The sequence below is a fragment of the Pseudochelatococcus sp. genome (genome assembly GCF_050946405.1).
Classification (GTDB): domain Bacteria; phylum Pseudomonadota; class Alphaproteobacteria; order Rhizobiales; family Beijerinckiaceae; genus Pseudochelatococcus.
In genome coordinates, this window is record NZ_JBMNUS010000005.1 from 125,929 (window position 1) to 144,877 (window position 18,949).

The window sequence follows — 18,949 nt, forward strand, 5'->3', positions numbered from 1 at the left end:
TTTATTATAGAATAATTTTGATTATAATCGCAATATTTATATTATTATTGATATAATATTTAATATATATTTATAATTAAGACGCCGATATCGGGTCTATGGCCGCGGCTGTGCGCCGCCGTCGCGCTTTCGCGCGGCATTCCGGCCGGCGTGCGGCGGAAACGTCTCGTGCCCTATCCCGATGAGCATGACTCGTCGGGATAGGGCCGAGCCGGTGCGGCGCTTGAGCAAAGTCCGCACCCGACCCGTCGCGGACCGGGAGCGTCCGTATCGGTCAACCCGTCCTATAACGGCCTTGGCAGATGGAAAGGTCGGGGCGGCCGGAATCTCCGGCTGCCCCGACCCGAAGGTTTTGTCAGCGGTTCCGCCGCGCCGGACGGCGCTCTGACGCCTCATGCCCGGCGGGCTGGCTATGCGGCCATGCGCGGAGCCGTGCGGATGTGCGCGATGAAATCGTCCACGGCGTTCTGCAGTTTCCGGGATTCTTCGGAAAGTTCGTTGGCCGTAACCAGCACCCGGGCCGCGGCGTTTTCCGTTTCGGAGGCCGACTGCCTGACGTGCACGATGTTCTGCGTCACGGCGCCGGTGCCGGTGGCGGTATCCTGAATGGTGCGCGAGATCTCGCCGGTGGCCGATCCCTGCTCCTCGACGGCGGCCGCGATGGCGGTCGATATCTCGTTGATCTGATGGATCGTGGTGGTGATGCCGTCGATTGTCCTGACCGCGTTGTCCGTTTGCTTCTGAATGCCGGAAACCCGCTCGGTGATGTCCTGCGCCGCCTTGGCGACCTGGTCGGCGAGGTTCTTGACCTCGCTTGCGACCACGGCGAAGCCTCTGCCGGCGTCGCCCGCGCGCGCGGCTTCGATGGTGGCGTTCAGGGCCAGCAGATTCACCTGGCTTGCGATGTCCCCGATCATTTTCACGACGCCGCCGATATCGTCGGCCGCCTGGTTGAGATCGTGCATGACCTGCCCGGTCGCCTCCGCCTCGGCGACGCAGGACGAGGCGACCTGCACGGAAGCCTCGATTCGCCGGTTGATCTCGGCGATGGAAGTGTTGAGCTCTTCCGCCGCCGAGGCGACCATGTTCAGATTGGCGGATGATTCCTCGGCCGCCGACGATACCGTCGCGGATTGATGCGCGGTTCTGTCCGCGATCGAGGACATGGAGTGCGCGTTGCTTTGCATCTCGTTGGCGGCGGAGGAAACCGCCGTGACGACGCCCTTGACCTCGCGCTCGAAATCCTCGGCCATTTTCAGCATGAGCGCCCGGTTTCTCGCCTCTTCCTCCTTCTCGCGCTCGTGCTGCGCGGTGCGCATGCGGTCCATCTCGACGGCGTTGTCCTTGAAGACCTGGAGTGCGCGCGCCATCGCTCCCAGCTCGTCCCGCTGGCCGGTCGCGGGCAGGGAAACGTCGAGCTTCCCGGCGGCAAGTTCCGCCATCGCGTCCGTCATCGCCGCCACCGGCTGCACGATGCCCCTGCCCACGCGCCAGGCCACGACGCCGCCGATGACCGAACAGACGACGCCGACGAGAACGCAGAGCAGCGTCAGGGAGTTGGCCTCGGCCAGAATGCTTTTCATCGGCACGGCCACCGCCAGCGTCCAGGTGCCCTGAACATTGCCGAAATCGACCGGCTGCACCCGCAGGAAATATTCCTCTTCACCAAGGATCGCCGGGGCTTCGAAGACATCGCCCCGCGCCATCGCCGCCCGCGCCGCTTCCGGCAGGTCGGTGCTGGGCTGCATCCGCAGCCCTTCCTGCGGATGGGCGATGTACATGCCTTTCTCCGAGATCAACGCGACATGGCCGTCGCCATAGGGCCGCTGGGCGTTGAGGATATCCGAGATGCTGGCCAGCGAGATGTCGATTCCGGCGACGCCGCGCACCTCGTTCTCCACCAGCACCGGCACGGCGGCGCTGGTCATCAGTTCCTGCGTGAAATCCTCATCGACATAAGGCTCGGTCAGGGCCGGGCGGCGGGCGCGGCTGGCGACGGCGTAATATTCCTCGCTCTGCACCGCCTCAAAGCTCAACCCTTCGGAAGTATCGGCTTCCGGCGCGCCCGACTCGCCCTTGGTCCATGTCATGCTCATGCGGCCGGTGCCGGGCAGCCCCAGCATCTCGCCGTCCCTCGGCTCCCTGAACTCGGCGTCGCGCCCGTCGAACCCGTTGTCGGTCATATCGATCCAGGCCCCGGCATAGCCGCGGTCCGTCTGCATGATCCGGCGCAGGATATGATTGACGACGCTGCGGCGCGGGGCTTCCCCCGCGATTTCCACCTGCGCGGCGCGGGCGATGGAGGCGGCGTCGCCGATCGCGGCGTCCACCTCCTGCCGGATGCGGGAAGCCTGACCGGCGGCGATCTCCTGCACCATCTTGATCGCCGTCGTCTCGGCGGCGGGGCGCGCCAGCATGATCAGCGTGACGGCGATCGCCCCGGCGCAAGCCGCAATCATCATCGCGGTGCTGAAAATGATTTTCGCTTTCAGGCTCGCGTTGCGCCAAAGCATCATTCTGGAAGTTCCTTTCTCTTTCTGTCAGTCGGTCCGATCCGTTTCCGCCGCCGGCCCGTCAGGCGCGCTTCACCTGACACGGGGCAGGGACCGGTTGATCACGCATTGATGTATTCGAAATGAGAATGTCCTGAACGAGATCGGGTCAGGAATTTTTTCGATGTCTTACACAAGCAGAGAAAGGAACGATTTCAATCGTATCGGTTCCCTTCATTCTCGGAATACCTGATTTTAAAGGAAAGACGGCATGCTCATGAGAGATTCCGCCGGTTTTCATCGCTGTTCCACCATCTGACATCCGACCCGGATACGGCTGATGGGCTCGATCCTCGGCATGGTTTCGTCATGCCGGCTGTCTTGCACTGCCGGAGCGCGGCAGCAAGTGCAAAACAGCAGCGGCAAAAGAATTCCAGCGTCATTCATGGCCGGATTTTATGAACGAGGGGAGATGAAAAGCATTGATAAGCCTCAAAATATGTGAAGATGAAGCTAATTTCACTATAGATGCCAATTTAGCATTGTATTAATATATAGCCATATATTAAGTAATGCTTTGATCTTCAGATCCATTACACAGCATAATTTTTCAAGTCAATGAAAATATTCTTCGCTGGCTGATGGTTTTTGATGATGTTTTTCGGCGTCGTCCGCCGGGAAGCCCTTTCCGCGAAAGCGCTTCCATCGCCGGGACGATATCGCGCCGCTCGGGAAAGGCGCCGGCGCGCCCGTCCGGCGAACGATCTCCGCCTGAACGGAACGCGCTCCAGAGCCGTTTGCGTTCACGCCGATCCATCGAATTGAACGCAAGTGGCGGTAAAATATAGAATTTAGAGCATTTCGGCGTTTCGTTGAAACGCCGAAATGCTCTATCTTATTGACTTGACGCGTTTTCTTCACGCAAAGCGGTATCCGCTTTGCTTGAAAACGCTTTAGGGCGGCGTGACGATTCCGCTTGAATGCACGCCGCTCTAATCGGCGGGCGGCTTCCTGCTTCGCATCGCCTTGATATCGCCGCGGCGGGCTTTTTCTTCGAGACGGCGGCGGTTGGAGGCCCTCGTAGGCTGCGTCGGGCGGCGGATGGCCTGACGCTGCGCCGCCTGCCGGATGAGATCGACGAGGCGGCGCAGGGCCTCCGCCCGGTTGCGCTCCTGCGTGCGGAAATTGCGCGCCACGATCACGATGACGCCCTCGCGCGTCAGCCGCTGCCCCGCGAGTTCCATCAGCCGCGTCCGCACGTGCTCCGGCAGATTGGGCGAGCGGCGCGCATCGAAACGCAGTTGCACCGCCGTCGCCACCTTGTTGACGTTCTGTCCGCCGGGACCGGACGCATGAACGAAGCTTTCCTCTATTTCGGCGTCGTCGAGCGCGATGAAATGGGTGATCGGGATCATATCCGGCGTCCATGAACGGCTTCGCCATCTGCGTCGCCTCCGCAGGCCCAACCTACAGCAAGCAGGGCCGGGGCGGAACCGCGGACATGATGCCGCGAGCACGGCCCAACGGCGAAACCCGGATCAGGCGCCCGCGACCTGTTTCAGCGCCGCCGCCGAGCCCTTCAGCGAGAACCTGAATTCCGCCGTGCGCCCGTCTATCAGGGTGATCGTCGCGGTCGCTTCCTCGCCGGCCGCGAGTTCTTTCAGAAAGCCGGCGTTCGCGGGCGCCGTCGCGTCGCACTGGCGCGGCGAGCAGGTGGCGTAGGCCAGCTTGCGGTCCGCGGCCTTGCCGATCTTCAACACGACGCCCGCGCCGATCCGGATGCCGGTGGGAGTCTGGATGACGGCCGTCAGCTTGTCGGAAGCGTCTTTCCCCACCGCCCATACGAGAACGACATTGCCGCTCTGGTTGTCCGCGACGCGCAACACGGCGGTGCAGTCGTTCTTTTTCTCGGCGAGGTCGCGGCAGGTGACCGTCCAAGAATCATGAATCGTGGTTTCGATGCGCCGGGGCGCGCTTGCGGCGGCCTCCGGCTTCTGCGCCAGGGCGGCCCCGTGCCCGCCCGCGCCGGCAGCGATGAACAGGCCGGTGGCGAGCGCAGGGCCGGCAAGACTGGCCGGCGCGCATGCAGCGATCTTTTTCATGGGTCGGAGCCTCTTTCAGCCATCACATGACGGACCGCAGCCTGCCTTGCGCAAGCGGCGGCGTTGCCGCGACACATGTAGCATGAAAAAGCGGCTCCGTGCGTCAAAAACGACGCGACGCGCCGGGAGGCGCCTTCGCCCGAAAGGCGCGTTTCGTCAGCGCGTCGGCAGCTTGACGCCTGCCGATTCGCCCGACAGATAGGGACGATCGATGCGGCGGCGGTCGCTGTAGTCGAGCGGCTGGCCGCGGGCGGAATCGGCGACGTAGTTCGGCACGCGCTGCCCGTTGTTCGCCGGGCGGGCGTAAAGGAAGCTGTCGTCCGTGCGGCGGTCGAGAGGCTCGGCGGCAACGGGGAGCGCCGTCAGCGCCGTGGCGAGCGAGATAGCAAGTAACGCGCCTCGGGCAATCGTTGTGCGAACCATGAGCCTCGTCCTTTTCGGCGGCAATGTCCGACAATCAATACAGATGATTGCGCAAAACACAATCGCAATACGTGCGGCGAGGCCGAAACGGCGCCGCCCCCTCCAGCCCATCAAGGCGGATAAACCCGCACCCGCGATTCATTCGGGCGGATAAAGATGGGTGTTGCCGCGAAAATCGGTGACGCGCCATCGATCGCGCGCGCCGGTTTCCTCCGCATCGCAGGGATTGAGGGGCGCCTTGCCGTGGCCGCCGGGAATATCGAGCACGTAGGTCGGCTGGCACAGGCCGGAGTAATGGCCGCGCAGCGCCCGCACCAGCGCCTGCCCCTCCGCGATGCCGGTGCGGAAATGGCCGGTGCCCGGTGCGAGATCGCCATGATGCAGATAATAGGGCTTGATGCGGTTTTCGACGAAGGTGCGCATCAGGCCGCCGAGCGTTGCGGGATCGTTGTTGACGCCGCGCAGCAGCACGGACTGGCTGAGCATGACGATGCCTGCATCCACGAGCCGCGCGCAGGCGGCGCGGGCGGGCAAGCCGAACTCGCGCGGATGGTTGGCGTGCAGCACCACGTAGGTGGCTTTGTCCGGCGTCCTGATGGCCTCGACGAGCGCGGGTGAAATCCGTTCGGGCGCGACGACAGGCACCCGCGTGTGCCAGCGCAGCACCTTGACGTGATCGATCCGCCGCAGGCGCGCCACCACTTCCGCGAGACGGCGCGGCGACAGGATGAGCGGGTCGCCGCCGGTGATCACGACCTCCCAGATGTCGGGGCAGGCGGCGATATAAGCCAGGGCGGCGTCGAGCGTCGCGGCGTCGAGCGCGGTGGGCTGGCCGGGGCCGACCATCTCGCGCCGGAAGCAGAAACGGCAGTAGACCGGGCAGACGTGCACGAGCTTCAGCAGCACCCGGTCGGGATAGCGGTGCACGATGCCCTCGACCGGCGAATGCGCGTGATCGCCGATCGGATCGTCGCGCTCCTGCGGCGTCTGGTCCAACTCGCGTTCGTCGGGCACGAACTGGCGGGCGATGGGGTCGTCGGGATCGTCACCGTCGACGAGATCCGCCATCGTCGGCGTGATGGCGATGGCGTAGCGCGCGGCGACCCGCTCGAGCGCCTCCCGTTCCGCGGCCGCGATGAACCCCGCCTGCGCCAGCTCCTGCGGATGGCGGAGGGTGGCGCGGGTCTTCGCCGGCGCGCTCATGCCGACGCCGCGGGAAGCGGGACGGGCGACCAGAGCACGTCCTCGATTCGGGCGGCGTCGGTGGCGAGCATCACCAGCCGGTCGAGGCCGAGCGCGATGCCGCTCGTCGGCGGCATGGCCGGCAGCAGGGCGAGCAGCGCCTCGTCCAGCGGATAGCGCTCGCCGTAGACGCGCTGCTTCTCGTCCATCTCCAGCATGAAGCGGCGGCGCTGTTCGACCGGATCGGTGAGCTCGCCGAAGCCGTTGGCGAGTTCGACGCCGCAGACGAACAGCTCGAACCGCTCCGAAAGGCGCGGGTCGGCCGGGCTGCGGCGGGCGAGCGCCGCCTCGACGGCGGGATAGGCGTCGAGGATCGTGGCGCGCCCGTGGCCGAGATGCGGCTCGATCTTCTGGTTGAGAACATGGCTGAAGATGTCCGACCATGTGTCGTCCGCCACGATGCGCACGCCTGCCGCGCTTGCGCCCGCCGCCAGCGCGTCGCGGTCGGGGAGGGCGAGCGGATCGCGGGGAAGCGTCGCGAGCAGGTCGATGCCCGCGTAATGGCGGAAGGCGTCCGTCACCGACAGGCGCTGCGGCTCGGCGAAGGGATCGGCCTCCACGCCGCGAAAGCGCAGGCGCGTCGCCCCCGCCGTCTCGGCCGCGGCGCGCAGGATGGCCGCGCAATCGGCCATCAGCGCCTCATAGGGCTCGCCGGCGCGATACCATTCCACCAGCGTGAATTCGGGATGGTGCAGGGCGCTGCGCTCGCGGTTGCGGTAAACGCGGGCGAAGTTGACGATGCGCGTCTCGCCGGCCGCGATCAGCTTCTTGCAGGCGAATTCCGGCGACGTGTGCAGGTAGAGCGGCAGTCGGGCCGGATCACCATCGGCGGAAAGGCCGCCGTCGATGAAATGCGTGGCGAAGGCGTGCAGATGCGCCTCGTTGCCGGGCGAGGTCTGCAAGGCGGGCGTCTCCACCTCGATGAAGCCGTGAGCGGCGAAAAACGCGCGCAGCCGGGCGGTGACGCGCTGCCGCGCGAGAAGCCGCGGCCGGCGGCGCCGGTGCGCGTCGACGGCGAAAAATGCGCTGTCACCGGCGATAAAATCGGTTTCGCCCATCAGTTTTTGCACTCTGACATCTGGCTATTGGCGGCGGGATGAGTAAGGTGTCGCGCGACAGCCGCATCTTTGTCCGCCATCGGTTTCCGTTTCTGGCGGCATGCAACCAGAAACAGAAGACAGCAGAGGTTCATCACGTGAAGGTTATCGCGAGTTCCGTTCGTAAAGGCAACATCCTCGAGGTCGACGGCCACCTGTGCGTCGTGCTTTCCGCAGAAAGTTTCTTTCCCGGCAAAGGCACGCCGACGACGCAGATCGACATGCGCCGCATCGCCGATGGCGTGAAGGTCTCCCAGCGTTACAAGACCACGGAACAGGTGGAGCGCGCCTTCGTCGAGGATATCGACCACTCCTATCTCTATCAGGACGGCGAATCCTACATTTTCATGAACCCCGAGAGCTTCGAGCAGCTTACCGTCTCCGGCGACGTGGTGGGCGACCAGGCCGTCTATCTGCAAGAGGGGATGGGCGTCAAGCTGTCGATCTACGAGGGCAACGCCGTCGCGATCGAGCTGCCCGCGCGCGTCACCCTGGAAATCGTGGAGACGGAGCCCACCGTGAAGGGGCAGACGGCCTCCTCCTCCTACAAGCCGGCCATCCTGTCGAACGGCGTGCGCGTGATGGTGCCGCCGCATATCAGCACCGGCACGCGCATCGTGGTGCAGACGGAAGACGGCTCCTATGTCGAGCGCGCCAAGGACTGACGCGGCTTTTCGGTGAAGGCGCCCCGCCCGGAAACGGTCGGTTCCGTCAAATGATTTCATTTGATGGGAAAACGCTTCAGGAAACGGCCACGCCGGCACCAGCCTGGCCGTCGCCTGTCGCGGCCACGCTTTCCGTGCGGGGCGATTTCGGTCATAGTCCCCGTGCGCCGCGCGGAGGCCCGCATTCCGTTGGCACGCGGATCGGCGCGGGAGACCGCTCATGACCGGAAATGTGTTGTACACCGCTACCGCCACCGCCAAAGGTGGCCGCGAAGGACATATCCGCAGCTCCGACGGCGTGCTGGAGGCCGATCTCATCGTTCCCAAGGAACTCGGCGGTCCCGGCGGCGCCGGAACCAATCCCGAGCAGCTCTTCGCGGCCGGCTACGCGGCCTGCTTCGAAGGCGCCGTGCGCTTCGCCGCCCGGCAGGCGGGCGTCAAGCTGGGACCCGACACGCAGGTCACGGCGCATGTCGGCATCGGCCCGCGCGAGGCCGGCGGCTTCCAGATCACCGTCAAGCTCGAGCCGCATCTCGACGGCGTCGATCCCGCGCAGGCGCAGGAGCTTGTCGACACCGCCCATGAAAAGATCTGTCCCTATTCGCACGCCACGCGCGGCAACGTCGATGTAACCATCGAGCGCGTCTGACGCGTCGGTGCCGTGCGGTATCTTGTTCCGGCGGAACGTCGTTGCTAGAGTGAAATCCGATCCGATCGGATCGGGTTTCACTCTGCGCCTCTTTGTCTTGAGCGAAGCCTCATCGATCAAACAATTCCATTTGATCGGCAAGCGCTCTGGATTTCCGGCGGCGCACGATATGCTGCCGGAAGGGCGGGGCCGTTTGTCATGCGTTTTCTTTTTCGTCTGGCAGGATTTCTGCTGCTCGCCGCAGGTTTCGTGATGCTGGTTGCCGATGGCGCGCGTGCGATCGCGGACGGCCGGCTCGCTTTCACCCCTCTCGGTCCGGTGCTCGCCTGGCTGCTGCCGTCGTTCTTTCAGCGGATCGAGCCGCTCGCCGTCGACAACGTCGGCGCATATCTGTGGGATCCCGTGCTGGTTACGCTGTTCGATGCGCCCGCCTTCGCGGCCGCCACGGTTGTCGCCGTGCTCCTCCTGTGGATCGGGCAGCGCCCGCCGGAGCCGATCGGGTTCTCGACCCGCTAGAGCGGCGTGCATTCAAGTGGAATCGTCACGCCGCTCTAAACTCCATATTTTACCGCAACTTGCGTTCAATTCGATGGATCGATTTGAACGCAAACTGCTTTAGAGCATTTCGGCGTTTCGTTGAAACGCCGAAATGCTCTATCTTATTGACTTGACGCGTTTTCTTCACGCAAAGCGGTATCCACTTTGCTTGAAAACACTCTAGATCATGTAGCGTTGCATTGAAACGGCGGCGGGATCTACTGGCCCGGCTCGCGTCCGCGCAGCATCTGCCGGGCGAAATAGACGTACATGCCGGCCGCCACCGCCGCCATCGCGAACCATGTCAGCGCATAGACGAGGTGGGTGTTGGGAAAGACGACCCGCGTCAGCCCCCCGCGCGGATAGCCGCCGGGAATGGCCGAAGCCTCGGCGTCGACGAAGTAGGGGGCGACCGCGCCAAGGCCGTGCCGTGCGGCGATGGCGGAGACATCGCGTGAATACCAGCGGTCCCCGGCGGGATCGTTGCCGCGCAGGAACGTGCCGCCGGGTTCCGTCATGCGGATGAGGCCGGTGATCGTCACCGGACCGCCGACCTGTCCTTCCGCCCGCGTTTCGGGCAGGCGGCGCTCGGTGGGCACGAAACCGCGGTTGACGAGAGTGATCGCGCCGTCATCGTCTTGCAGCGGCGTCATCACCCAATAGCCGGCGCCGAGATCGGTCAGGGCGTAGACGGTGGTTTCCCGCTCGTGCTGAAAGACGCCGGTCAGCCGGATGCGCCGATATTCGTCCTCGGCGCGGGCGATGTCCGGCCATGCGGCCGGGGCGGGCGCGGGCACCGGCGCGGCATGCACGCGCGCGTCGACGCGCGCGATGAGATCCGTTTTCCATGCGAGGCGCTGCAACTGCCAGACGCCGAGCGCGAGGAGACCGCACACGATCGCGAAAACCGCGATTCCCGGCAGGATGAGCGACCGGGGGGAGGGCGGCCGCTCCGGCGGCGGCGGCCGCCCGGCCTCGGAAGGCCGGGGAGATGTCACGGAAGTTCGTGCTTCATGGGCATCATGTTGAGGTCCAGGTGATGCATGACCCACATCGAGCCCGTGACGGCGATGAGAATGATGATGATGGTGAAGACGAAGGCCATGAACGTCCATCCGCCTTCGGAGCGCCTGTTCATATGCAGGAAAAAGATCATCTGCACGACGATCTGCGCCACGCCGAGCGCCATCACGGCGAGCGCGGTCAGCCCGGCGTCGCCGAGCGGTCCCGCGATGACGAGCCAGAAGGGAATGACGGTGAGAATGGCGCACAGAACGAAGCCGGTGACGTAGCCGCCCACCGTGCCGTGCGCCTCGCCGGAGTCATGAACATGCGCGCCGGCATGCGCCGCGCCGGCTTCGTGCGAATTGGCGGCCATCACAGCACCCCCATCAGGTAGACGAACGAGAACACCACGATCCACACGAGATCGAGGAAATGCCAGAACATCGACAGGCACATGACGCGCCGCACGTTGCCCTCGCCGATGCCCCGCTGCGCGATCTGCACCAGCAGGACGCCGAGCCAGATGGTGCCGAAGGCGACATGCAGCGCATGCGTGCCCACCAGCGTGAAGAAGGAGGACAGGAAGGCGCTGACCTGCGGCGTCGCGCCGATGTGGATGAGGTGCTGGAACTCGAACAGCGTCAGCCCCAGAAACGCGAGGCCGAAAACGCCGGTGACGGCCAGCCAGCGCAGCAGGCCGGCCTTGTCGTGCTTCTGCATGGCGATCACGGCGAAGCCGTAGGTGATCGAGGAGATCAGCAGCGCCGCCGTCGACACCAGCACGAGATTGAGGTCGAAGAGATCGACGGGCGCGGGCCCGCCGGCATAGTTGCGGCCGACGACGGCGTGGACGGCGAAGAGCGACGCGAAGATGAGGCAGTCGCTCATCAGATAGATCCAGAAACCGAGCATCGTGCCGGTATCGTGGTGGCCGTGAGCCTCCTCGTCCTCGCCCGCGACGAAGAATACGGGCCCGCCTTCGATGGCGGCGGGGCTGATATGCTTGGTCATGATGCCACCTTCCCTTCGAGGAGCCGGGTGCGCGCGTCTTCCGTCGCCGCGATTTCCGAGGCCAGGATGTAGTAATCCCGGTCATGGTTGAACGTGTGCGCGACCGCCGCCACGATGAGCGCCGCGAACGAGGCCGCGCACAGCCACCAGATATGCCAGATCAGTGCGAAGCCGAGCACGATGGAGATGCCCGCCAGGATCACGCCCATGCCGATGTTGCGCGGCATGTGAACGGCGCGGAAGCCGGTCAGCGGGCGCGCGTAGCCGCGCTTCTTCATGTCCCACCAGGCGTCGACGTCATGAACCACCGGCGTGAAGGCGAAGTTGTAGGCGGGCGGAGGCGAGGACGTCGCCCACTCCAGCGTGCGCCCGTTCCACGGATCGCCGGTGGTGTCGGCGTAGGTGGCGCGGCGCAGGTAGCCGACGGCGAACTGGGCGACGAAGGCCAGCGTGCCGAGCGTGATGAGGCCCGCGCCGATGGCCGCGGTGACGAACAGCACGTTGAGCGAGGTGTCCTCGAACTGGCTGATGCGCCGCGTCACGCCCATGAGGCCCAGGATGTAGATCGGCATGAACGCGACCCAGAAGCCGATCTGCCAGCACCAGAACGATACCTTGCCCCAGAACGGATCGGCCCGGAAGCCGGTGGCCTTGGGGAACCAGTAGACGATGCCCGCGAACATGCCGAAGACGACGCCGCCGACGATGGTGTTGTGGAAGTGCGCCACCAGGAACAGGCTGTTGTGCAGCACGAAATCGGCCGGCGGCACCGCAAGCAGCACGCCCGTCATGCCGCCGATGGCGAAGGTGAGCATGAAGCCGATCGTCCAGATCATCGGCACTTCGAAGCGGATGCGCCCCTTGTACATCGTGAACAGCCAGTTGAAGATCTTCGCGCCCGTCGGGATCGAGATGATCATCGTCGTGATGCCGAAGAACGTATTGACGCTGGCTCCCGAACCCATGGTGAAGAAGTGATGCAGCCACACCAGATAGGACAGGATCATGATGCACGCCGTGGCGTAGACCATCGACTTGTAACCGAACAGCCGCTTGCCGCAGAACGTGGCGACCACTTCCGAAAACACGCCGAAAGCCGGCAGCACGAGAATGTAAACCTCCGGGTGGCCCCAGATCCAGATGAGGTTGACGTACATCATCGGGTTGCCGCCGGCGTCGTTCGTGAAGAAATGCGTGCCCACGTAACGGTCGAGCGTGAGCAGCGCCAGCACGGCGGTGAGGATCGGGAACGTCGCCACGATCAGGATGTTGGTGCACAGCGACGTCCAGGTGAACACCGGCATGCGCATGTAATGCATGCCGGGGCAGCGCATCTTCACGATCGTGACGATCAGGTTGATGCCCGACAATGTCGTGCCGACGCCCGCGATCTGGAGCGACCAGAGATAGTAGTCGACACCGACCCACGGACTGGCCTCGATGCCCGAGAGCGGCGGATAGGCGAGCCAGCCCGTCTGCGCGAACTCGCCGACGAACAGCGACGCCATCACGAGCACCGCGCCCGCCGTCGTCATCCAGAAGCTGAAGTTGTTCAGGAAGGGGAACGCCACGTCGCGCGCGCCGATTTGCAGCGGGACCACGTAGTTCATCAGGCCCGTCACCAGCGGCATGGCGACGAAGAAGATCATGATCACGCCGTGTGCGGTGAAGATCTGGTCATAGTGATGGGCGTTGAGATAGCCCTCGCCGCCGCCCGAGGCCATCGCCTGGTGCAGGCGCATCATCACCGCGTCCGCCAGCCCGCGCAGGAACATGACCAGCGCGAGGACGATGTACATGATGCCGATCTTCTTGTGATCGACGCTCGTGAACCACTCGCTCCACAGGTAGCCCCACAGCCGGTAGCGGGTGAGGACGGCGAGCAGCGCCGCACCGAGAAGGGCGACGACGGCGAAAGTCGCGACGACGATCGGCTCGTGCAGCGGCAGGGCGTCGAGGGTGAGACGCCCGAAAACGGTATGCTGGATATCGCTGTCGATGGTCATGACGGGTATCACTCGCTGAGGATCGTGGTGCGCGGCGACGTCTCGCCCGGACGGAAGGTTGCCTTCGCCGACAGGCCGGCGATGACGGCGAGCGTCGGTCCCTGCGGCGCATCGGTCGTGCACAGGCTGTCGGCCAGCGCCTTTTCCAGCCGCGCCTCGGCGAGCGCGGCGGGATTGCCCATGCGTCCCAGGCCGCTGATGCGTTCCCTGTCCTTGTGCATGATGTCCTTCATGCAGGTGGTGCCTTCGGGCACGCACAGATTGACGATGCGGTCGAAGAGGTCGGCGTCGAAAGTGCCGAAACGGCGCACCGGCTCCGCCTCGCTCGGACGGGCGATCTCCAGATAGGCCGCGCGCGTGAGCGCGTCCTGCGAGGCGCGCGCCTTCGCGACCCACGCGCCGAAGGCCTCGTCGTCGAGGCCGTGGAACTTGAAGCGCATGTGCGAGAAGCCGTGGCCGGTGTAGTTGGCGGAAAAGCCGTCGAACACGCCCGCCTCGTTGATGACGGCGTGCAGCTTTGTCTGCATGCCGGCCATGGCGTAGATCTGCCCGGCGAGGGCGGGCACGAAGAACGAGTTCATCAGGTTGGACGACGTGATCGTGAAGCTGATCGGCCGGTCGACCGGCGCCGCAAGCTCGTTGATCGTCGCGATGCCGTACTGCGGATAGATGAACAGCCACTTCCAGTCGAGCGAGACGACCTGTACCTGAAGCGGCTCGCTGTCCGGCGGTATCGGACGCGCGGCGTCGATGCGCTCCAGCGGGCGGTAGGGATCGAGCCGGTGCGTCCCGATCCACGTCGCCGTGCCCAGCACGAGGATGATGGCGATCGGCGCGCCCCAGATGATGGCTTCCAGCCGGTTCGAGTGGTGCCAGTCGGGCTCGTAGGCCGCTTCCTTGTTCGACTGGCGGTATTTCCAGGCGAAAAGCAGCGTCAGCGCCATCACGGGCAGGATGATGAGCAGCATCAGGCCGGTGGCGAACAGGATCAGATCCTTCTGCTGCGTCGCAATGTCGCCGGCCGGCGACATCACGACCCATTGGCAGCCGGACAGGACAGGCGCTATCGCGAGAAGCGACAGGAGGGAGCGAGCTTTGATGCGGGGCATCCGTCTCATCCATGTTGGGCGCAAAGGCGCGCGTCGGCCAGAAACGGCGGACGGCGCGCCGGTGAAGGCCCGCATCCGCGATCAAATGATCGCACTGCTTACATAAGCTCAAATGCCGCATCAAGAGCGTGCGCAGGGGGTGCGACAACATGCACACCCCTCTTACAGAAGTGAAGATCTCCGGGCGACCCGCCGAATGGTTGCCCGCCGCGCCGCGTATGCTGCGATCCTGCGGTTTCTTTATTCATTTTAAAAGTTCAAAAGTCACCAATAGTTACAAACGATCTTATTTTCTGGAAAAGAACTGTGCCGCTTGCCGCGCCGTTTGCCGCCTTTTTTGTCACATGCACGCGGTTTCCCGCCGAATCGGGCGCCGCCACCGCTCGTTCCGCAGCCTGTTCCGCCGCTCTGTCATCATGCCGTTATGGGGCCGTTCTAAACCGTCTGCGGTGAATGCACAGGTGTGCAAAAAGCGGGTGCGGAGTATGAATGCAGGCGAGCGGCCCTTTCTCGACATCGCGGACGTGACCGTTTCCTACGGCGCTACGCGGGTGCTCGACGCCATCGATCTCGGCATCCGGGAGGGCGAGTTCGTGGCGTTGCTCGGCGCATCGGGATGCGGCAAGACCACCTTGCTGCGCACCATCGCGGGTTTCATCATGCCCGACGCCGGCACCGTGAGCGTGAACGGGCGCGACGTGACGCGCCTGCCGCCCGACCGGCGGGGCATGGCGCTGATGTTCCAGTCCTACGCGCTGTGGCCGCACATGACGGTGGCGCAGAACATCGGCTACGGCCTGAAGCTGCGCGGCCATTCCCGCGCCGATGTCGCAAGGCGCGTCGGCGAGATCGCGGCGCTGCTCGGTCTCGAGGGGCTGGAGGGGCGAAAGCCCGCCGCGCTTTCCGGCGGCCAGCGCCAGCGTGTGGCGCTGGGGCGGGCGATCGCCGTCGATCCGGCCATCCTGCTGCTCGACGAGCCGTTGTCGAACCTCGATGCGCGCATCCGCATGAACCTGCGCCACGAGTTGCGCGCGCTCCAGCAGCGCATGGGCATCACCGCCGTCCACGTCACCCACGACCGCGAGGAGGCGATGGAGATGGCCGACAGCATCGTCATCCTCGACAGGGGCCGCATCGCCCAGCGCGGTTCGCCGGAGGAGGTCTACAACCGCCCCGCCAGCGCCTTCGTCGCCGCCTTCATGGGCGCGGAGAACGTGCTGACGCTTCAGGGGGCCATGGACGGCGGGGCGTTTTCGATCGCGCCCGGTCCCTTCAACGCCGGCTGCCGCGTTGCCGGCCCGCTGCCGGCCGGCGGCGTCGAGGTGCGCTTCCGCTCGGAGGCGGCGCAGCTCGCGCCCGCCGACGCCGCGCCCTCGACGGACGAGGGGACGCTGCGCCTCGCAGGCGAGGTGGCGAGCACGGGCTATCCCGGCGGCGTGTGGCGCCACACGGTGCGGCTCGGCGATCCCGCGGAAGGCGGCGCGGTCGTGCTGGTCGACGCGCCGCAACCTTTCGCGCCGGGGCAGGCGGTGTCCGTCGCGCTGGCGCCGCAGACGTTCTTCGTTTTTCCGGCGGCGGGCGCCTTGCCCGTCTCGCCTCCCGATTCCCGACCCGCCGACAGGAGCCGGCGTCTGGAAATGCAGCAAGCCTGAACCTTTCTCGTCATCGTTCGCGCTCCGGAGACCCACCATGAAGACCCTTTTCAAGGCCGCTTTCGCCTTCGGCCTCACCATCTCGCCCGCGGCGGCGGCGGAGCTGACCGTGCTCACCGCCGGCGATCAGAACATGGTCGATTATGTGAACGAGTATCTCGGCCCGCTGTTCGAGAAGCAGAACCCCGGCCACACCGTGCGCGTGGTCGGCACCGGCCCCGGCGACGCGGGCTCGCAGAAGATCGTCGAGCGCTTCGATGCGCAGGCCAAGGCCAATGTCGCGACCTGGGACGCCGACGTCGCCGTGGTGCATGAAAAGTTCGCCGGCCCGCTGGTGAAGAACGGCTATCTTGAAAATTATCGCGACCGCATCGCGACCGGCAAGCTCGTCACCCGCGCCAACGCCGACAACGCGCTCGGCACCGAGGTGAAGGGCTATGTCATGCCCATGTTCAACAGCCAGACGGCGCTCGCCTATAACCCCGCGCTCGTCGCCAACCCGCCGAAGAGCTACGAGGAACTGGCGAAGTGGGCGAAGGAAAACCCGCGCCAGTTCGGCTATAACGGCATCAAGGGCGGCGCCTCGGGCGTGAGCTTCGTCGTGGGCTGGATCTACGCCTTCGGCGACAGCGACGCCGACAAGCTCCAGAACGGCCCCTTCGAGGAAGCCGAGACGAAGAAGTGGGACAAGGCGCTCGCGAGCCTGAAGGATTTCACCGCCAGCGCCCAGCTCACCCCCGGCAACGCCGGCACGCTCGATCTGCTCAGCCGCGGCGAGATCGCCATCGGCCCGGTCTGGGTCGACATGTTCTACTCCTGGCAGGCCAACGGCCAGCTCCCGCCGGACTTCAAGCTCGTGCTGCCGGCCCCCGGCATGCCCGGCCAGCCGATGCACTACGTCATCCCCTCCAGGGCGCCGAACAAGGAACTCGCCGAGAAGTTCGTCGCGCTCGCCACGAGCCCCAAGGTGCAGGCGGAAGGCATCGTCGAGCGCTTCAACTGGTATCCCGGCATCGACGCCCAGCACGTGCAGGCGGAACTCGATCCCAAGGTGTGGGCGAAGCTCTTCACCGACGTGACGCCCGAGGATCTCGCCCGCTACGGCAAGCGCTTCCCGATCGCGCCCTACAACAACGCGATCCTCGAAGCCTACGAGCGCAGCGTCAGCAAGTGATCGCATGAACCGCGGGATCGCGCCGCGCCGGCGCGGTCCCTTCTTCCTGGTTCCCCCTTTGCCGGATTCTTTCGCCGGATCGCCGCGCCGGATGCCGCCATGCCCAGTTTGAAGCCGCAACGCCTCCTCGGACTTTTCCTCGTGCTGCCCGCGCTCGTGATGGTGGTGCTGTTCTTCATCGTGCCGCTCAGCGCTTCCGTCGTCGGGGCGTTCGAGGTGGAAGGCGGCCTCGGCTTCGGCAATATCGTCAAGGCGTTTGATTTTTACACGCGCGACATGCTGTTCACGCTCGCCATCGTCTCGCTGTCGACGCTGCTCATCGCGCTGTTCTCCATCGCCATCGGCGGCTATCTGACGCTGGGCGAGAACCCGCGCGCGGTGGCGCTGCTGCGTTGGCTCTACCGCTGGCCGATGTTCATTCCCTTCATCGTCGTGGGGCAGGTGCTGCGCACGTTTCTGGCCAAGAACGGCCTGATGAACGGCACGCTCGTCGCCGCCGGGCTGATCACGCCGATGCAGGCCATCAGCTTTCTCGACTGGCGCGGCATCGTCATCGCCTTCGTGTGGAAGCAGACGCCGTTCGTGGCGCTGCTGGTCGCCGGCGCGATGGCCTCCATCGACCGGGGCACCATCGAGGCGGCGCGGAACCTGGGCGCCTCGCGGCTGCGCATCCTGGTCGAGATCGTGGTGCCGCAGGTGGCGACGACGCTGCTGGTCGGCATGATCCTGTCCTTCGTCACCATGATGTCGGTGCTCTCCGTCCCGCTGATGATCAACGCGCAGTCGCCGACCATGCTCACCACCGATATCGCCTTCCGCATCAACGCCTATGGCGACTACGGCGTCGCCAACGCGCTGGGGCTCGTGTCGCTGCTGATGGCGAGCGGCGTCGCGCTCGTCTATCTGCGCATCGCCATGCGGGAGCGCTCATGAGCACCGTCCTTGCCCGCCTCGACTGGTGGTGGATTCCGCGCGGCGTCGTCCTGGGGCTGCTTGCCTTCGTCATCTTCGGCCCGCTCGCCAACCTGCTGCTGTGGGCACTGGCGGAGAAGTGGTATTTTCCGCATGCCCTGCCGCTCGAATACGGCTTCAGCTATTGGGAGCGGGTGTTTTCGCCGCGCGGCAACGCGGTCGAATCGCTCACCAACAGCATCGTGGTGGCGCTGCTCACCGTGATGCTGTCGCTGATGCTGGCGATTCCCGCGGGCTACGCGCTGGCGCGGCTGAAACTGCCGCTGCGCGGGCTCATCCTGCTCGCCTTCCTCATTCCGCAGGCGTTCCCGAGCCTCACCGTCTATGTCAACATCGCCCGCCTGTTCTATGCGGTGGGGCTCAACGGCACCATTCCCGGCGTGGTGCTGGTGCACACGACGCACGGCCTCGTCTATGCGGTGTGGATCGCCACCGCCGCCTTCGCCGCCGTCGACGCGGAGCTGGAGGAGGCGGCGCGCTCCATCGGCGCCTCGGGCCTCGCCGCCTTCCGCGACGTGACGCTGCCGCTCGCCGCGCCGGGGCTGCTGGCGAGCGCCATCTTCGTGTTTCTGGAATCGCTCGACGAATTCACCGGCAGCTACTTCGTCGGCGCGCCGGACGTGAACATGCTGCCGCTGTTGCTCTATACGGCGGGCGCGGGCGGAAACTACCAGATCGCCTCGATCACCGCGCTGCTGCTGCTCATCCCCTCGATCGGCTTCATGCTGGTGGTGGAGCGCTTCCTGAGGGTCGACGTGCTGGCGCGCGTGGGGCGCTAGAGCGCGTTCCGATTAAATGGAAGCATTTGATCGA

At 65.2% G+C, this 18,949-nt stretch carries 20 protein-coding genes; 8 read left to right on the forward strand and 12 right to left on the reverse strand.

What is annotated here, in order from left to right; genetic code table 11:
* Positions 1 to 410 precede the first annotated feature (410 nt).
* The gene (locus ACOYJQ_RS09675) at positions 411 to 2,516 is read right to left on the reverse strand and encodes a methyl-accepting chemotaxis protein (protein WP_433458003.1); all 2,106 of its coding nucleotides are present in this window, start codon (positions 2,514 to 2,516) and stop codon (positions 411 to 413) included.
* 316 nt (positions 2,517 to 2,832) lie between these two features.
* Here ACOYJQ_RS09675 and ACOYJQ_RS09680 point away from each other — a divergent pair, with 316 nt between their 5' ends.
* Positions 2,833 to 2,997: a hypothetical protein gene (locus ACOYJQ_RS09680; RefSeq protein WP_433458005.1), complete on the forward strand. Its 165-nt coding sequence runs from the start codon at positions 2,833 to 2,835 to the stop codon at positions 2,995 to 2,997.
* A 110-nt stretch (positions 2,998 to 3,107) separates the two neighbouring features.
* Here the strand turns inward: ACOYJQ_RS09680 and ACOYJQ_RS09685 are convergent, their stop codons facing one another.
* The 6 genes from ACOYJQ_RS09685 to epmA all read right to left on the reverse strand — a co-directional run bounded on the left by ACOYJQ_RS09685 (position 3,108) and on the right by epmA (position 7,317).
* Entirely contained in the window at positions 3,108 to 3,413 is a 306-nt protein-coding gene (locus ACOYJQ_RS09685; protein WP_433458006.1) for a hypothetical protein, read from the reverse strand.
* 71 nt (positions 3,414 to 3,484) lie between these two features.
* A complete protein-coding gene (arfB, locus tag ACOYJQ_RS09690) occupies positions 3,485 to 3,907 on the reverse strand; it encodes an alternative ribosome rescue aminoacyl-tRNA hydrolase ArfB (protein WP_433458008.1) in 423 nt (140 codons plus the stop codon).
* Between the two features lie 123 nt (positions 3,908 to 4,030).
* On the reverse strand, positions 4,031 to 4,594 hold the full coding sequence (locus tag ACOYJQ_RS09695; protein WP_433458009.1) for an invasion associated locus B family protein: 564 nt from the start codon (positions 4,592 to 4,594) through the stop codon (positions 4,031 to 4,033).
* Positions 4,595 to 4,750: 156 nt separating this feature from the next.
* The gene (locus ACOYJQ_RS09700; RefSeq protein ID WP_433458010.1) at positions 4,751 to 5,017 is read right to left on the reverse strand and encodes a hypothetical protein; all 267 of its coding nucleotides are present in this window, start codon (positions 5,015 to 5,017) and stop codon (positions 4,751 to 4,753) included.
* Between the two features lie 138 nt (positions 5,018 to 5,155).
* The gene (locus ACOYJQ_RS09705) at positions 5,156 to 6,220 is read right to left on the reverse strand and encodes a lysine-2,3-aminomutase-like protein (RefSeq protein WP_433458011.1); all 1,065 of its coding nucleotides are present in this window, start codon (positions 6,218 to 6,220) and stop codon (positions 5,156 to 5,158) included.
* A complete protein-coding gene (gene epmA / locus ACOYJQ_RS09710; RefSeq protein ID WP_433458013.1) occupies positions 6,217 to 7,317 on the reverse strand; it encodes an EF-P lysine aminoacylase EpmA in 1,101 nt (366 codons plus the stop codon). The genes ACOYJQ_RS09705 and epmA overlap by 4 nt, the downstream gene beginning before the upstream one ends.
* Before the next feature lie 137 nt (positions 7,318 to 7,454).
* Between epmA and efp the strand changes: the two genes are divergently transcribed.
* The 3 genes from efp (at position 7,455) to ACOYJQ_RS09725 (ending at position 9,186) form a co-directional block, all read left to right on the forward strand.
* Positions 7,455 to 8,021, forward strand: a complete 567-nt coding sequence (gene efp, locus ACOYJQ_RS09715) for an elongation factor P (protein ID WP_433458015.1) — start codon at positions 7,455 to 7,457, stop codon at positions 8,019 to 8,021.
* A gap of 220 nt (positions 8,022 to 8,241) precedes the next feature.
* Positions 8,242 to 8,670: an organic hydroperoxide resistance protein gene (locus ACOYJQ_RS09720; protein WP_433458017.1), complete on the forward strand. Its 429-nt coding sequence runs from the start codon at positions 8,242 to 8,244 to the stop codon at positions 8,668 to 8,670.
* 198 nt (positions 8,671 to 8,868) lie between these two features.
* Positions 8,869 to 9,186, forward strand: a complete 318-nt coding sequence (locus tag ACOYJQ_RS09725; protein ID WP_433458019.1) for a hypothetical protein — start codon at positions 8,869 to 8,871, stop codon at positions 9,184 to 9,186.
* A gap of 239 nt (positions 9,187 to 9,425) precedes the next feature.
* Here the strand turns inward: ACOYJQ_RS09725 and ACOYJQ_RS09730 are convergent, their stop codons facing one another.
* Genes ACOYJQ_RS09730 through cyoA form a run of 5 tightly spaced genes read right to left on the reverse strand, consistent with a single transcriptional unit; the run spans position 9,426 to position 14,347 of the window.
* Positions 9,426 to 10,205 (reverse strand): SURF1 family protein, encoded by a 780-nt coding sequence (locus tag ACOYJQ_RS09730; protein WP_433458020.1) that lies wholly within the window; start codon positions 10,203 to 10,205, stop codon positions 9,426 to 9,428.
* Entirely contained in the window at positions 10,202 to 10,585 is a 384-nt protein-coding gene (gene cyoD / locus ACOYJQ_RS09735; RefSeq protein WP_433458022.1) for a cytochrome o ubiquinol oxidase subunit IV, read from the reverse strand. The genes ACOYJQ_RS09730 and cyoD overlap by 4 nt, the downstream gene beginning before the upstream one ends.
* The gene (cyoC, locus tag ACOYJQ_RS09740) at positions 10,585 to 11,223 is read right to left on the reverse strand and encodes a cytochrome o ubiquinol oxidase subunit III (RefSeq protein ID WP_433458023.1); all 639 of its coding nucleotides are present in this window, start codon (positions 11,221 to 11,223) and stop codon (positions 10,585 to 10,587) included. The genes cyoD and cyoC overlap by 1 nt, the downstream gene beginning before the upstream one ends.
* On the reverse strand, positions 11,220 to 13,229 hold the full coding sequence (cyoB, locus tag ACOYJQ_RS09745) for a cytochrome o ubiquinol oxidase subunit I (protein ID WP_433458024.1): 2,010 nt from the start codon (positions 13,227 to 13,229) through the stop codon (positions 11,220 to 11,222). Before cyoB ends, cyoC begins: the two co-directional genes overlap by 4 nt.
* An 8-nt stretch (positions 13,230 to 13,237) precedes the next feature.
* Positions 13,238 to 14,347, reverse strand: a complete 1,110-nt coding sequence (gene cyoA / locus ACOYJQ_RS09750) for a ubiquinol oxidase subunit II (protein WP_433458026.1) — start codon at positions 14,345 to 14,347, stop codon at positions 13,238 to 13,240.
* A 476-nt stretch (positions 14,348 to 14,823) separates the two neighbouring features.
* Between cyoA and ACOYJQ_RS09755 the strand changes: the two genes are divergently transcribed.
* From ACOYJQ_RS09755 to ACOYJQ_RS09770, 4 genes are all read left to right on the forward strand, one after another.
* A complete protein-coding gene (locus ACOYJQ_RS09755; protein WP_433458027.1) occupies positions 14,824 to 15,990 on the forward strand; it encodes an ABC transporter ATP-binding protein in 1,167 nt (388 codons plus the stop codon).
* 37 nt (positions 15,991 to 16,027) lie between these two features.
* The gene (locus ACOYJQ_RS09760; protein ID WP_433458029.1) at positions 16,028 to 17,164 is read left to right on the forward strand and encodes an ABC transporter substrate-binding protein; all 1,137 of its coding nucleotides are present in this window, start codon (positions 16,028 to 16,030) and stop codon (positions 17,162 to 17,164) included.
* A 99-nt stretch (positions 17,165 to 17,263) separates the two neighbouring features.
* Positions 17,264 to 18,097, forward strand: coding sequence for an ABC transporter permease (locus ACOYJQ_RS09765; RefSeq protein ID WP_433458031.1), 834 nt, complete (start codon positions 17,264 to 17,266; stop codon positions 18,095 to 18,097).
* Entirely contained in the window at positions 18,094 to 18,915 is an 822-nt protein-coding gene (locus tag ACOYJQ_RS09770) for an ABC transporter permease (RefSeq protein ID WP_433458033.1), read from the forward strand. Before ACOYJQ_RS09765 ends, ACOYJQ_RS09770 begins: the two co-directional genes overlap by 4 nt.
* The last annotated feature ends 34 nt before the right edge of the window (positions 18,916 to 18,949 follow it).

Coding starts and splice junctions, on each gene's coding strand:
- cyoA (WP_433458026.1), bottom strand. CDS start 14,347: ATGAGACGGATGCCCCGCATCAAAGCTCGCTCCCTCCTGTCGCTTCTC.
- cyoB (WP_433458024.1), bottom strand. CDS start 13,229: ATGACCATCGACAGCGATATCCAGCATACCGTTTTCGGGCGTCTCACC.
- ACOYJQ_RS09765 (WP_433458031.1), top strand. CDS start 17,264: ATGCCCAGTTTGAAGCCGCAACGCCTCCTCGGACTTTTCCTCGTGCTG.
- ACOYJQ_RS09705 (WP_433458011.1), bottom strand. CDS start 6,220: ATGAGCGCGCCGGCGAAGACCCGCGCCACCCTCCGCCATCCGCAGGAG.
- cyoC (WP_433458023.1), bottom strand. CDS start 11,223: ATGACCAAGCATATCAGCCCCGCCGCCATCGAAGGCGGGCCCGTATTC.
- ACOYJQ_RS09725 (WP_433458019.1), top strand. CDS start 8,869: ATGCGTTTTCTTTTTCGTCTGGCAGGATTTCTGCTGCTCGCCGCAGGT.
- cyoD (WP_433458022.1), bottom strand. CDS start 10,585: ATGGCCGCCAATTCGCACGAAGCCGGCGCGGCGCATGCCGGCGCGCAT.
- ACOYJQ_RS09700 (WP_433458010.1), bottom strand. CDS start 5,017: ATGGTTCGCACAACGATTGCCCGAGGCGCGTTACTTGCTATCTCGCTC.
- ACOYJQ_RS09680 (WP_433458005.1), top strand. CDS start 2,833: ATGGGCTCGATCCTCGGCATGGTTTCGTCATGCCGGCTGTCTTGCACT.
- ACOYJQ_RS09770 (WP_433458033.1), top strand. CDS start 18,094: ATGAGCACCGTCCTTGCCCGCCTCGACTGGTGGTGGATTCCGCGCGGC.
- epmA (WP_433458013.1), bottom strand. CDS start 7,317: ATGGGCGAAACCGATTTTATCGCCGGTGACAGCGCATTTTTCGCCGTC.
- ACOYJQ_RS09695 (WP_433458009.1), bottom strand. CDS start 4,594: ATGAAAAAGATCGCTGCATGCGCGCCGGCCAGTCTTGCCGGCCCTGCG.
- ACOYJQ_RS09675 (WP_433458003.1), bottom strand. CDS start 2,516: ATGATGCTTTGGCGCAACGCGAGCCTGAAAGCGAAAATCATTTTCAGC.
- ACOYJQ_RS09760 (WP_433458029.1), top strand. CDS start 16,028: ATGAAGACCCTTTTCAAGGCCGCTTTCGCCTTCGGCCTCACCATCTCG.
- arfB (WP_433458008.1), bottom strand. CDS start 3,907: ATGATCCCGATCACCCATTTCATCGCGCTCGACGACGCCGAAATAGAG.
- ACOYJQ_RS09720 (WP_433458017.1), top strand. CDS start 8,242: ATGACCGGAAATGTGTTGTACACCGCTACCGCCACCGCCAAAGGTGGC.
- ACOYJQ_RS09755 (WP_433458027.1), top strand. CDS start 14,824: ATGAATGCAGGCGAGCGGCCCTTTCTCGACATCGCGGACGTGACCGTT.